The organism is Halorubrum salsamenti (assembly GCF_007671685.1).
Lineage (GTDB): Archaea > Halobacteriota > Halobacteria > Halobacteriales > Haloferacaceae > Halorubrum > Halorubrum salsamenti.
Map to the genome: position 1 here is coordinate 551,466 of NZ_VCNL01000001.1, position 12,609 is coordinate 564,074.

A 12,609-nucleotide genomic window follows, 5' to 3' on the forward strand; every position below is an offset into this window, starting at 1 on the left:
GACCGACCGCGACCCGACACGGGGGGAGGACCTGACGATGTACGACGGACGGAGCGTCGGGGTCGTCGTTCCCGCGTACAACGAGGCGGGACACGTCGGCGAGGTGATCGAGACGATGCCGAGATACGTCGACCGGGTTTACGCGGTCGACGACGCGTCGACCGACGGGACGTGGGCAGAACTCCGCGACTGCGCCCAGCGAGTCAACGGTCGGGCCGCCGAGTCGTCTCTCGGCCGCGGTGCCGGCCCGCCGCACGTCGTCACGATCCAACACGATCGGAACCGCGGCGCCGGAGCGGCGGTAAAGACCGGCTACTCGCGCGCGCTCGACGACGGGGTCGACGTCATCGCCGTGATGGACGGTGACGGACAGATGGACCCGGCCCACCTCGAACGGATCGTCGCCCCGGTCGCCGCGGGCGAGGTGACCTACGCGAAGGGGAACCGGCTCAGCTCCCGGCGAGACTACGAGCGGATGTCGCGCTGGCGGCTGTTCGGAAACGTCGTCTTGACGCTTCTGACCCGCGTCTCCAGCGGGTACTGGGAGGTCTCCGACCCGCAGAACGGTTTCACGGCGATCTCGAACGACGCCCTCAGACGGGTCCGATTCGAGCGGCTCTACGACGAGTACGGCTTCCTCAACCACCTCCTGTTCGCGCTTAACCTCGACCGAGAGGAGATCGCCGACATCTCCCACCCCTCGGTGTACGGCGACGAGACGAGCAGCATCCGGTACTCGACGTTCGTGCCGCGACTCTCGGCGCTTCTGGCCCGGAACTTCGTCGAACGCATCGGGCGGTCGTACGTCCTCCGGCAGTTCCACCCGTTAGTCGTCTGCTACGCGCTGGGAGCGACGGTCACGCTCACCGGGATCTTCGGGGGGGCCTACGCCCTCGCGTCGGCGGGCGTCGACGCGTTCCTCGGCGGTATGATGTCGGTCTCCGTCGCGGCCATCGGCGGCCTGCTGTTGACCCTCGGAATGTGGTTCGACGTGTCGGAGAACGACGGCCTCGTTCGGTCCGTCCCCGAGCCACCGGAGCCGGGACCGGAGGTGGACGCCGACCGAGAGGTCGGAGGCGGCCAGCGGTTCCCCGTCTTCCAAGACGGCGGTGAAGTGGCCCGACCGACGGAGGGGGAAGCCGAATGACCGAAGTCGCCTTCGTCCTCGGAACGCGGCCAGAGATCATCAAGCTCGCACCCGTTATCCAGGCGTGCCAGCGGCGACGGATCGAGTACGTGATCATCCACACCGGACAGCACTACTCCGACAGCCTCGACTCGGTGTTCTTCGACCAGCTCGACCTGCCGGACCCGGACTACGAGCTGGCCGTCGGCTCCGGGTCTCACGGGGAACAGACCGCGGAGATGCTCGTCGGGGTCGAACGCGCTCTCACCGAGGCCGCGCCCGACGTCGTACTGGTCCAGGGAGACACCAACAGCGTGCTCGCCGGCGCGATCGCCGCCAGCAAGATGGACACCGAACTGGGCCACGTCGAGGCGGGACTCCGGAGCTTCGACCGAGAGATGCCCGAGGAGACGAACCGGGTACTCGCCGACCACGTCGCGGACTACCACTTCGCGCCGACCGACCGCAGCAAGGGGTACCTCCTCCGCGAGGGGATCTCCGCGTTCCGGATCACCGTTACGGGAAACACCGTGGTCGACGCGATCGAGCGGAACCTCGACATCGCCCGCGAGAAGAGCACGGCCGTCGCGGACCTGGGTCTCGACGGCTCGCGGTTCTTCCTGATGACGGCCCACAGAGCGGAGAACGTCGACGACGAAGAGCGGTTCAGAGGCCTCCTCGCGGGTGCCCAGCGTGCCGGCGACGCCCACGACGTCGACGTGATCTACCCGATGCATCCCCGGTCCCGGAGCCGCGTCGAGGAGTTCGGCATCGACCTCCCGCCGCGCGTCCGGGCGGTGGAGCCGCTGGAGTACCTCGACTTCCTGCGGGCGGCGTCGTCGGCCGACCTCATTCTGACCGACTCCGGCGGGGTCCAAGAGGAGGCCTGTATCCTCGGCGTCCCCTGCGTGACGATGCGGGACAACACCGAGCGCTCCGAGACCGTCGACGTGGGAGCGAACCGACTCAGCTCCTGTGACCCGGAGCGGATCGAGCGGAGCGTCGCGGAGATGCTCGGCGCGGACGACTGGGAGAACCCGTTCGGTGACGGCGACGCCGCCGAGCGGATCCTGCGGGCGCTTCCGTTGGACGCCCGATCGAAGGAGGTGCCGCAATGAGCACCGTCTGCGTCCACGGGCTGGGGTACATCGGGCTGCCGACGGCCGCGATGCTCGCCAACTCGGGCCACGACGTCCGCGGCTACGACGTCGACGAGGGTCTCGTCGCGACCCTCCGCGGCGGCGACGTCAGCCTGAACGAACCGGGCCTCTCCGAGTTCGTCTCGCGCGCGCTCGACGGCGGCGGCCTGACGGTCGTCGACGAGGTGCGGCCCGCGGAGTACCACCTCGTCTGCGTCCCGACGCCGTTCGACGAGGCCGAGCGGCGGGCCGATCTGGAGTACATCCGGGCCGCGTCGAGGGCTATCCGCCCCGTCCTCCGCGAGGGGGACACGGTCATCCTCGAGTCGACGGTCCCGCCGGGAACGACCGCCTCGCAGATGCGACCGATCTTAGAGGAGTCGGGGCTGAGCGCGGACGATGAGTTCGGGCTGGCCCACTGCCCGGAGACGGTCCTCCCCGGCAACATCATCGCGGAGCTCCGGGCGAACGACCGCATCGTCGGCGGGATGACCGACGAGGCCACGGCGGCGTCGGTGGCGCTGTACGAGTCGTTCGTCGACGGGGAGATCCGGACGACCGACGGGCCGACGACCGCCGAGTTCGTCAAGCTCATTCAGAACACGTTCCGAGACGTGAACGTCGGATTGGCGAACGAGATCGCCCGGCTCGCCCACGATTACGGGATCGACTCCCGCGAGGCGATCGAGATGGCGAACGGTCACCCGCGGGTGAACCTCCTCCGGCCCGGGCCGGGCGTCGGCGGCCACTGCCTCCCGATCGACCCGTGGTTCCTCGGAGACGGCTCCGATAACCTCGACCTGATCGCGGCCGCGCGGCGGGTGAACGACGGGATGGTCGGATTCGTCGTCGAGCTCCTCGAAGAGCTGCTGCCGGAGCTCGACGGGAAGCGCGTCGCCGTGTTCGGCGCTGCGTACAAAGGAAACGTCGACGACACCCGAATGAGCCCGGGGCTCAAACTCGCCCGCGAGCTCCAGCACGGATCGAAACAGCTGAAGCCGGCGACGGACGGGGGAGCCGGTCGCGTCGAGGTCGCGGTCCACGATCCGTACGTCGAGGACCCGACGCTGAATCTCGAAGACGCGACCACGGCCGTGACGGGCGCACACGCGCTCGTGATCACGACCGATCACGACGAGTTCGAGGAGTTGGATCCGAACCGGTTAGCGGAGCGAATGGCGGAATCGAACGTGGTCGACACGAAGGGGATACTGGACGCCGATCGGTGGCGCCAAGCGGGGTTCTCGGTCCGACGGGTCTGAGCCCGTCGCTATCGGTGTGGTCGCGATTTACTCCGGGTATGTCGCTCGTACGGTCTCGTCGCCGGTGACGGTCACGAAACAGCCGGCCATCCGAAACGAAACGGACAGGTCGATGTGATCGGACGTCCACGCCTGATCGGCGAGCCGTGCCAGAGACTCGACGTCGACGATGTCCTGAAGCCGGTGGTCTATCTCGTGTGGCTCGACGCCGCGTTCGTCGGCTACCGTCTTTACGATGCGCCAGCAGAGGTCATCGGCCGTATCGAGTTCCATGTGTGCCCGTTTGTTCGAAACGGCCACGCGGGCATCGACGTTACTTCAACGAGTGTAGCATGTCAACTGGTCCGGTACTACATACGTAGTGTCGGTCCGAGACGGACGAGAGTCCGGGGAAAGCGGATACGCAGGCGACGCGGCCGGATCGCGGAATCCGTTTCCCGCCGTCGGGCGAACTTCGATCAGGTCTCCCCGTTCGGCTGTCCCTCGAACAGGGCCGAAAAGAGCTTCCGCTCGGTCGTTCGGAGGTGCCTGTTGAACGTCGGCTGCGTGATCCCCATCGCGGACGCGACCTCCTCGCCCGTGTTCGTCCGCGGCCACTCGAAGTAGCCCGCCAGGTGTGCGGTCCGCGCCGCCTCGCGTTGCCTGTCAGTGAGCCGGTCGAGGACCGCAGACGACTCGACGGACTCCGGTTCGGTCCGCTCTGCGTCCCGGCGAGAGAGCAGTTCGACCGCGTCGTACCGGTCGCCGAGAGCCTCCACGAACGACCGGACGTCTGCGGTCCGCGGGAGCGTGACCGCGACGTCGATACCGGACGGTGTCGCGAGGAGACGCTCGACGGTCGCTCCGTGAGTCGCCAGTCGATCGACGACGGTCTGTTCGCTGACCGAGAGCTCCGCTTGCGAACCCGACTCACCGTCGGGTCGTCGGACCGAATCGACGCCGGGGACCGTCGAGAGATCCGACTCGGGGTCGACGTCGGAGTCGACGTACACCAGGGACCGATCGCCCCCCTGTGGCACCGTTCCGTCGACTCGCATCGGCTCCGAGAGCGCGGACGCGATCCGGACGAGAAGCGCGTCCGGAGCGTCGACGTGTACCTCGAGTTCGACGGCCGACTCGCTCCGAAGCGACCGTCTCGTTTCGATGCTGTTGATGGCGTCGGCGACGGTGTTCCCGAGTTCCACGAGCAGCTCGCCGAACTCGGCGTCGAACGCTCCGCTCCGATCGGCGTACACCGAGAGGACCCCGTACTCGAGGTCGTTGTACGCCAGCGGAACGGCGATGACGGAGCGGTATCCGTACACGAGCGCACGCTCTCGCCAGGGAGACTCGTGCAGCCGCTTCGAGACGTCGGGAACGGCGACCACCTCCGCGGTGTCGAGCGCGCGGCGGGTCGGCTCGTTCCGGAACTCGGACGAGTCGTCTCGACCGTTAGCGGCGGTAAAGCGGAGGTCGTCGAGGTATCCCTCGTCTCTCCCGCCTCGAGCGATCGGTTCGAGGTCACCGCCCGTGAGATACGTCTCTCCGAACCAGGCGAACTGGACCGGGTCGGCGTCGACGAGCAGTTCACAGACGGCATCGCCGACCTCCTGAAGCGTGTCGGCGTCGACGAGCGCCGCGTTGACGCGTCGGATCAGGTCGTTGAGGTCGTGGAGCCGCCGGAGCGTCTGGTTCCGTTCCGTGAGGGCGTCGCTCTGATGCGAGAGCTCCGCCTCGCGCTCCACGCGCCCGAGCGCCGCGACCGCGTTGGCCGCCAACAGCTCCACCGATTCCTTGGCGTTACTCACCTCCGGATCGCCCGAGACCTCGACGTAGAGGAGTCCGTACTCATCGAGGGTCGCGTATAACGTCCGAGCGGGAGACGTCGAGTCCCCCTCGACTCGTTCGACGACGCGACCGCTCGGGCGCATCGTATCGTCGTCGTCCGGTTCCGCGAAGTCGTCCCTGTCGTCCGGGATTTTCACTCCGTCTTCTCCCGTCAGGAACTCCTCCCAAACGGTGCTTCCCGGGCCGCGCGGCTCGGGGAGGTCACCCGACGCGACGACCGGTTCGAGCACGGATTCGACTTCGTCGAACGAATACACGACGAGCGTCGCATCCGGCCAGACCGCCGCGGCGACGTCGATGATCGTCTCGTAGACCGCCCGGTCCGTGTCCGCTCGGAGGAGTCGACGGGCCGACCGATTCAGCTCGCGGAGCGTCCGCTCGCTCCGGAGACGGTCGGTTAAGTCCCTGATAATACCGACGCGCTGTTGGCGACCGCTCGCGAACTCGACGGTCGAGAACTGCGTCTCGATCGGGAGGTCCTCGCCGTCGGCCGTCCGGATCGTCGACTCGATGACGCCGATATCCGAGCCCTCTCCGCGGAGTCGCTCGATGATCGTGTCGGCCATCGAGATAGTTTCGGAGTTGGCCAGCATCGACGCGTGAGAGCCGACGAGCTCTTCGCGGCTGTAGCCCGTCATCGCCGTCACCGCGTCGTTGACCATGGTGATGACGAACGCTTCGTCGAGGACGAACACGCCGTCGTCGAGGGTCTCGAGGATCCGACTCGAGCGCTGGAGCTCCCGCCGCATCGAGACGCGCTCGCTGACGTCTCGGACGGCCAGCGCGACCGCGTCCTCGACGGGGATCACCGTTATCTCGAACGACCCGCCCCGGTCGAGGGCGACTTCGAAATCCGCGATATCGCCGGTGCGGAACGCCTCCTCGACGGCGGTAGCGATCTCCGCTCCCGTCGGTGGGGCGATCCGGCTCACGTCGTACTCCGAGGGGTCCCCGTCGATACCGAGCAGATCGGTGACCGCCTCGTTCCAAGCGATCACGGTCGAAGCGCTGTCGACGACGAGCAACCCCGCGTGCGTCCGGTCGAGAAACTCCGCGATCTGCCGAAACGACTCGGTTCCCACGGGTCCGAAATCAGTCAGATCTGTTTCCCCCTCATCAGATCCGTCGTTAGACACACCCGATAACGTGCGGCAGTGCTGATAAACACCCCAATATGCTCTCGAATTTATATATTGAGTTGACAGAACCCGGTTTCGGCGCCGATAATATCATATTTAATTTTTACTTATCGAGTAGAAACCACACAGTAGGGCTGAAACCGCCGATATAGAGGTTTTAAAAATACCATTTAAAATATGAGAGTATCCATGATATTCACAGAATATCTCTTTAATTAACTCATCGGTATCTTGAACCAAACAGTTAAGGCGGTTATTCATATATTAACGGCTATGGCACACAAGCCTCTGGGGGAGACCGCCGTGCAGATGCCGGCCGAGACGCCGAGTCGGAACGACTACGAGCGGACGATCGCCGACGTCGACCTTCCGCCGACGGTACAGACGTTCGCGGAGCGGTACGATCGGGTCCTCGGCGAACGCGACGTGTTCCTCTGGAAATGGATCCATAACCTCTTCGACGAGTTCACGCTGTCGTCGGTCCCCGCCGGCGCGAAAGAGGAGGTGTTCGAATCGAAGACGCTCCTGACGATCCTCGTTACGGTCCTCGACGATCTCGCCGAGCGGAACGGCGAGAGAGCGACGTTCGACGTCGCGCGTCGGATCCCGTTTCGGACGGCTTCGACCGCTGACTCGGCGCAGTCGGACAGCGAGCCGACTCGGGACGACGTCGACGCGGCCGTGATCGATTTCCTCGCCGATCTCTGGACCGAGATCGAGACCTCGATCGCGGCCGCACCGCGGTACGACGAGTTCGTTGACGTCTTCGAGTACGACTTCCGCCAGACGTGTAACGCCATGGAGTACTCCCGGCTCTTGAACCACAACATGTCGATGGCGAACCGGACGGAGGCGGAACGGTACGACGCGTATAACATGACCGTGTTCCCTTACGCGTGTATCGATCTCATGCACTCCCCGTCGTTCGACCGCGGGGAGCTCGGTGCGCTCCGGAGCCTCCTCTGTGAGCTCCAACAGATGGCCCGAATCGGCAACTGGATCACGACGTGGGAACGAGAGCTGGCGGAAGGAGACGTCAGTTCCGGCGTGGTCGTCTGCGCGCTTCGTCGAGGAGTTATCACTCCCGAAGAGGTGACCGGCACCGACGAGACTGACGTCGAGCGCCTCGTCGAGCGGATCAGAACGAACGGGATCGAGTCCGAGTTCGTCCGGGAGTGGGAGATCCGCAATCAGACCGTTCGGAAACGGACCGCGGAGATCCGCAGCGTCGACTGCGAAGCCGTCGTCGACGGGATCCGTACGGTCATGAACCACCACCTCGCGAGTGAAGGGAGCAAGTGAAGGGAGCGGGTGACCAGGTCGGACGGGCGGACGCCGCGGGTCGAGACCGCGATTTTGCGTCACTGATCTCGCGTTACTGACCGCAATTTCGAGTTACCGATACGGCTCACACACGCGCAGGACCCCGGTTTCGAAGTCGACCGTCGGCTCCATCCGGTCGCGGCGACGAGGGCGTCGGCCACGTGGTCGGCGAACTGCGCGATCACGTTGGCGTACTCGCCTCGTGCGCCTCGGCGCCTCCGTATCCCCGATTCCGCGCTCCGGGAACACGTACGCTTCCCCGTTCTTGGCTCCTGTGACCATCCCGATCTGTTCCCTCCTCGGAGCTGACGACCCGTTTTCCCTCGCCGTCGTCGAATACCTTCGTTCGCTCCATCGCGCGTTCTCGGTCAGGACTCTGGAGTCCGGTGTGAAGGGCCGATTCACCGAATATCATTTTTATTGAATGTCTTTTCCATCGGATTCCAACAGAGCTATTTTTATTCATGGCCAATCGCGAACACTGTGGGACGGTACACGAGTCGAATCAAGGGCCCCTCCGACTGGATCGAACGGTCGCCAACATGACCGATGATCACCTCGTCAGCAGACGATACGACTGGGACGACGTTCCCCCGATAGTCGGCGTCGTCGAGGCACTGAGCGACGCCGACGACACCGAGCCGAACGGGATTCCGACGCTGGCCGAGACGGTCGACCCCGAACCGCTCAACGTCCTCTGCGCGAGCGCGTCTACCCAGCCCCCGGTGACGGTCTCGTTCGTCCACGCGGGTTACGACGTGACCGTTCGCAGCGACGGGTTCGTCGCCGTCGACACCGTGTGACGGTCCCGCCCGAACGCGCGATCGCGGCGGCGTAGAGGGGAGCGCCCGTCGGCCCGCGAATCCGGACGGCCGACAGCGGGAGCCGACGTGAGACGACGGGATCCACCGTCCACCCCCGCTGCCGGTTTCGTTATCGACCGACTACTCGATCGGCCGGCAGTGATCACCGCGTCCGTTCGACTACGTCCCGACTAACGATACTCCTCGCACGTCTCGAGCGACCGTGCGACGCGACGCAACGTCCGTCATCGAGGCCGTCCGTTCGATCGTCGTGCTCGGCCGGTCGATCGTCGCGGTCGGTCGCGAGAGCGAGCTGTCGTTTCTGGCCGGCGGTATCGCGTTCTTCGCGTTCTTCTCCGTCGTGCCGGCCCTCGTTCTCGCTGTCGCGATCGGCTCCGCGGTCGGGGGCGAACGGTTCGCCGCGGGCGTGCTCGCGCTGTTCGAGTCGTACCTCTCACCGGAGGGGGCAACGGTGGTCAGCGCGGCGCTGACCGACCAGTCGGGTATCGCGGGCGCTACGGTGGTCGGGACCCTCGCGCTCGCCTGGAGCGCCCTCAAGGTGTTCCGGGCGATCGACCTCGCGTTCGACCGGATATACGGCTCGGAGGAAGTGACGCCGCTCGGGAGACAGCTCCTCAACGCGACGACGGTGATGACGACGATCGCGGTCGGAATCGCCCTGCTCGTTGGCGCGCAGTTGGTCCTCGGGCTCCCGGCCGTCGAACGGTTCGTTCCGTCGAGAGCGGTCGGCGTCGCAGTGCTCTTCCTCGGGCTACTGGTCGCGTTGCTGCCGGTCTACTACGTCTTACCGCCCCGACGCGTGTCGCTGCGAGAGGTCCTGCCCGGAACCGTTACCGCCGTCGTTGGGCTGGTCGTCTTGGAGACCCTGTTCCACCTGTACTCGACGGTCGCCGGCCAGTACCGGGCGTACGGCTTCCTCGGGATCGTGCTGCTGTTCCTCCTGTGGCTCTACTTCGGCGCGCTCGCGGTTCTGTTCGGTGCGGTCGTCAACGTCGTCGTCGAATAGGTCGCTCGGCGAGGCGTCCGCCGAGCAAAAGCGGGAGCCGCGATGGCCGCCGCCGTCAGCGACAGGACGCGATCGCGACCGTCAGCGACAGGACGCGATCGCGAAGTAGTACCCGGACTCGGCCGTGATCCACTCCGTCAGCTGCCTGTCCTCGTCGGGGTCCTCCGGGTGAAGCGTGCACTCGTCGGAGCGGTCGTCGTACCGAACGATCGTCGCGCGGATCGACGGTTCGTGGTGCTCGGGTTCCCCAGTCGGCATCATCTGTATCCGTGGTTGGCACTCGGGGGGGCATCGTAATGTCATTAATAACCCGGGTACTCCAGCTATCGGCGCCGTACCCGTGGCGTCGAGACTGGCTCTGTCTCGTGGACATCTCCCCTGTCGCGTCGGAACCAAGTGATCGCGATTACCCTCGTCGCCGGACGACCGACTGGATGTCCGTCTCGACGGTCCGCGCGTTCTGAAGACCCTCGATCGGGCCGGCGACGACCGCAGCCGATAAATCCCACCCCGACGTCGACCCCGGACATGTACGGAGTCGTGCTCGCGGCCGGCCGCGGGACTCGCATGCGGCCGCTGACGGACCGTCGCCCGAAACCCCTCCTGCCGGTCGGTGACCGGTCGCTGCTCGAACGGGTGTTCGACACCGCTACCGATGTCGTCGACGAGTTCGTCGTCGTCACCGGCTACCGCGGCGAGGCGATTCGCGAGAGTATCGGCGAGTCGTACCGAGGCCACCCGATCCGCTACGTCGAACAAACGGAGGCGTTGGGGACGGCCCACGCCGTGGCGCAGGCCGAACCCGTCGTCGACGACGACTTCCTCGTGCTCAACGGCGACGTGGTCGTGGACGCGTCGCTCCCACGGGCGCTCGCCGAGGCCGACGGGACGGCGGTCGCCGCGACCGAGGTCACGGACCCCCGGGCGTACGGCGTGCTCTCGACGGCCGCCGACGGCTCGCTCGCGGGGATCGTCGAGAAGCCCGACGACCCGCCGACGAGCCTCGCGAACGTCGGCTGCTACGCGTTCGATCCCGATGTCTTCGAGTACATCGACGGGACCCCCGAGAGCGAGCGCGGCGAGTACGAGATCACGACGACGATCGAGCTCCTACTCGACGACGGCCACCGGATCGACGTGGCGCCCTACGAGGGCACGTGGCTCGACGTCGGCCGGCCGTGGGAGCTGCTGGAAGCCAACGAGCTGGCGCTCGCGGAGCTGGACGACTCGGACGACGCCGTCGCCGGCACGGTCGAAGAGGGCGTTCACCTGCACGGTCCGGTCGTCGTCGAGGAGGGGGCGCAGGTACGATCTGGTGCCTACGTCGAGGGGCCTGCGCTGATCCGCGAGGGCGCGGAGGTGGGCCCGAACGCGTACGTCCGGGGATCGACCGTGGTAGGGCCCGGCGTCCACGTCGGCCACTCGGTCGAGGTGAAGAACTCGGTGCTCATGGCCGACGCGTCGGTCGGACACCTCTCGTACGTCGGCGACTCCGTTTTGGGACGCGGCGCGAACTTCGGCGCCGGCACGAACGTCGCCAACCTCCGCCACGACGACGCGAACGTTCGGCTGACTGTCAAGGGCGACCGCGTCGACACCGGCCGGCGGAAGCTCGGCGCGATCGTCGGCGACGGCGCGAAGACGGGGATTAATACGTCGCTAAACGCCGGCGTCAAACTGGGTGCGGGCGAGACGACCAATCCCGGCGAGGTGCTGACGCGCGATCGGCTCTCGGATCGCTGACCTACCGCGAGCGATTTAAACCGCGGGCGGGCGACGGTTGCGACATGAGCGACGACCCCGTGACCGCGGTGATCCTCGCTGCGGGCGAGGGACGGCGGTTAGAACCGCTGACGAACCGACGGCCGAAGCCGATGGTCCCCGTGGCGAACCGACCGCTGTTGGAACACGTCGTCGAGGCCGTCACCGCGGCCGGAATCGACCGGGTCGCACTCGTCGTCGGGTACAGACAGGAGCGCATCCGGAACCACTTCGGCGACGGCGACGACTGGGACGTGACGATCGAGTACGTCGAACAGTCGACGCAACTGGGGACCGGCCACGCCGTGTTGCAGGCCGAGCCCGTCGTCGACGGCCCGTTCGTGGTCCTCAACGGCGATCGGATCGTCGACGCCGCGGTCGTCTCGCGGGTCCGCGACCTCGCGCGCGACGGCGACCACCCGGCGATGGTGGTCACGACCGCGGAACACCCGCGCGAATATGGCGTGGTGAGTCTCGACGACGATCGCGTGACGGGGATCGACGAGAAGCCCGAAGGGCCGGTCGAGACGAATCGGATCAACGCCGGCGTCTACGCCTTCTCGCCGGCCGTGTTCGACGCGATCCGCGAGACGCACGCGACGGGGGAACTGGCGATCACGGCGACGCTCAACGAGCTCGCGGCGGACGGCGACCTGACCGCGGTCGGGTACGACGGCCGCTGGCTCGACGTGTCGAACCTCTGGGACCTGTTGGAAGTCAACGCCGGGCTGATCGGCGAGTCCCCGGAGTCGGCATCTGCGCCCCCGACCCTCCGCGAGTCGGTGACCGTCGCCGACGACGTGGCGCTCGCGGGCAACGTCCGAATCGGACCGAACGTCACGGTCGGGGGGAGCACCGCGATCGGGAGCAACGCGACGGTCGAGGCGGGGGCAGTCGTCGAGAATTCGGTGATCCTCCCCGACGCCGTGATCGGTGCCGGGGCCGTCGTCCGCGACGCGATCGTCGCCGGCAACGCGCGAATCGGGCCGAACGCCACGATCGCTGGCGGTCCCGCGACCGTCGTCGTGGGCGACGCGGTCCATCGCGACGTGGAACTCGGCGGCGTCGTGGGCGACAACGCGTCGATCGGCGGCGGCGCGACGCTCGCCGACGGCGCCGTGGTCGGCGACGGCGTACGGGCCGACGCGGGAGTCGTGATCGACGGGCGCGTTGAGTCCGGCGCGGTCGTCCGGAGGGGGTAA

General features: G+C 66.7%; 11 protein-coding genes. 8 read left to right on the forward strand and 3 right to left on the reverse strand.

The features are described from left to right. Nucleotides 1–37: 37 nt before the first annotated feature. From FGL94_RS02770 to FGL94_RS02780, 3 genes are read left to right on the forward strand one after another with little or no spacing between them, the layout of a single operon-like run. Nucleotides 38–1,147 carry a glycosyltransferase family 2 protein gene (locus tag FGL94_RS02770; RefSeq protein ID WP_144920716.1) on the forward strand — a complete coding sequence of 370 codons (1,110 nt, stop codon included), beginning with the start codon at nucleotides 38–40 and terminating at the stop codon, nucleotides 1,145–1,147. Then, entirely contained in the window at nucleotides 1,144–2,244 is a 1,101-nt protein-coding gene (gene wecB, locus FGL94_RS02775) for a non-hydrolyzing UDP-N-acetylglucosamine 2-epimerase (protein WP_144920718.1), read from the forward strand. Before FGL94_RS02770 ends, wecB begins: the two co-directional genes overlap by 4 nt. Then, on the forward strand, nucleotides 2,241–3,527 hold the full coding sequence (locus tag FGL94_RS02780) for a nucleotide sugar dehydrogenase (RefSeq protein WP_144920720.1): 1,287 nt from the start codon (nucleotides 2,241–2,243) through the stop codon (nucleotides 3,525–3,527). The genes wecB and FGL94_RS02780 overlap by 4 nt, the downstream gene beginning before the upstream one ends. 27 nt (nucleotides 3,528–3,554) lie before the next feature. On the opposite strand, the gene FGL94_RS02785 is transcribed toward FGL94_RS02780, so the two are convergent. Together FGL94_RS02785 and FGL94_RS02790 are read right to left on the reverse strand one after the other, a co-directional pair. Further along, nucleotides 3,555–3,800 (reverse strand): HalOD1 output domain-containing protein, encoded by a 246-nt coding sequence (locus FGL94_RS02785; protein ID WP_144920722.1) that lies wholly within the window; start codon nucleotides 3,798–3,800, stop codon nucleotides 3,555–3,557. A gap of 185 nt (nucleotides 3,801–3,985) precedes the next feature. Further along, nucleotides 3,986–6,490: a bacterio-opsin activator domain-containing protein gene (locus tag FGL94_RS02790; protein WP_144920724.1), complete on the reverse strand. Its 2,505-nt coding sequence runs from the start codon at nucleotides 6,488–6,490 to the stop codon at nucleotides 3,986–3,988. 276 nt (nucleotides 6,491–6,766) lie between these two features. Between FGL94_RS02790 and FGL94_RS02795 the strand changes: the two genes are divergently transcribed. The 3 genes from FGL94_RS02795 (at nucleotide 6,767) to FGL94_RS02805 (ending at nucleotide 9,646) form a co-directional block, all read left to right on the forward strand. Next, nucleotides 6,767–7,795 (forward strand): hypothetical protein, encoded by a 1,029-nt coding sequence (locus FGL94_RS02795; RefSeq protein ID WP_241659116.1) that lies wholly within the window; start codon nucleotides 6,767–6,769, stop codon nucleotides 7,793–7,795. A 563-nt stretch (nucleotides 7,796–8,358) separates the two neighbouring features. Further along, a complete protein-coding gene (locus FGL94_RS02800) occupies nucleotides 8,359–8,619 on the forward strand; it encodes a HalOD1 output domain-containing protein (RefSeq protein WP_144920726.1) in 261 nt (86 codons plus the stop codon). A 223-nt stretch (nucleotides 8,620–8,842) separates the two neighbouring features. Continuing rightward, the gene (locus FGL94_RS02805) at nucleotides 8,843–9,646 is read left to right on the forward strand and encodes a YihY/virulence factor BrkB family protein (protein WP_144920728.1); all 804 of its coding nucleotides are present in this window, start codon (nucleotides 8,843–8,845) and stop codon (nucleotides 9,644–9,646) included. 81 nt (nucleotides 9,647–9,727) lie between these two features. Here FGL94_RS02805 and FGL94_RS02810 read toward each other — a convergent pair whose 3' ends face one another. After that, nucleotides 9,728–9,904 carry a DUF7511 domain-containing protein gene (locus FGL94_RS02810; protein ID WP_241659117.1) on the reverse strand — a complete coding sequence of 59 codons (177 nt, stop codon included), beginning with the start codon at nucleotides 9,902–9,904 and terminating at the stop codon, nucleotides 9,728–9,730. 270 nt (nucleotides 9,905–10,174) lie between these two features. Here FGL94_RS02810 and glmU point away from each other — a divergent pair, with 270 nt between their 5' ends. Then, nucleotides 10,175–11,389 carry a bifunctional sugar-1-phosphate nucleotidylyltransferase/acetyltransferase gene (gene glmU, locus FGL94_RS02815; RefSeq protein ID WP_144920730.1) on the forward strand — a complete coding sequence of 405 codons (1,215 nt, stop codon included), beginning with the start codon at nucleotides 10,175–10,177 and terminating at the stop codon, nucleotides 11,387–11,389. Between the two features lie 44 nt (nucleotides 11,390–11,433). Next, nucleotides 11,434–12,609 carry a sugar phosphate nucleotidyltransferase gene (locus FGL94_RS02820; protein ID WP_144920732.1) on the forward strand — a complete coding sequence of 392 codons (1,176 nt, stop codon included), beginning with the start codon at nucleotides 11,434–11,436 and terminating at the stop codon, nucleotides 12,607–12,609.

What these genes read in the sequence shown, in the direction of transcription:
- FGL94_RS02800 (WP_144920726.1), top strand. Translation starts at nt 8,359, where the DNA reads ATGACCGATGATCACCTCGTCAGCAGACGATACGACTGGGACGACGTT.
- glmU (WP_144920730.1), top strand. Translation starts at nt 10,175, where the DNA reads ATGTACGGAGTCGTGCTCGCGGCCGGCCGCGGGACTCGCATGCGGCCG.
- FGL94_RS02820 (WP_144920732.1), top strand. Translation starts at nt 11,434, where the DNA reads ATGAGCGACGACCCCGTGACCGCGGTGATCCTCGCTGCGGGCGAGGGA.
- FGL94_RS02780 (WP_144920720.1), top strand. Translation starts at nt 2,241, where the DNA reads ATGAGCACCGTCTGCGTCCACGGGCTGGGGTACATCGGGCTGCCGACG.
- FGL94_RS02810 (WP_241659117.1), bottom strand. Translation starts at nt 9,904, where the DNA reads ATGCCGACTGGGGAACCCGAGCACCACGAACCGTCGATCCGCGCGACG.
- wecB (WP_144920718.1), top strand. Translation starts at nt 1,144, where the DNA reads ATGACCGAAGTCGCCTTCGTCCTCGGAACGCGGCCAGAGATCATCAAG.
- FGL94_RS02785 (WP_144920722.1), bottom strand. Translation starts at nt 3,800, where the DNA reads ATGGAACTCGATACGGCCGATGACCTCTGCTGGCGCATCGTAAAGACG.
- FGL94_RS02770 (WP_144920716.1), top strand. Translation starts at nt 38, where the DNA reads ATGTACGACGGACGGAGCGTCGGGGTCGTCGTTCCCGCGTACAACGAG.
- FGL94_RS02795 (WP_241659116.1), top strand. Translation starts at nt 6,767, where the DNA reads ATGGCACACAAGCCTCTGGGGGAGACCGCCGTGCAGATGCCGGCCGAG.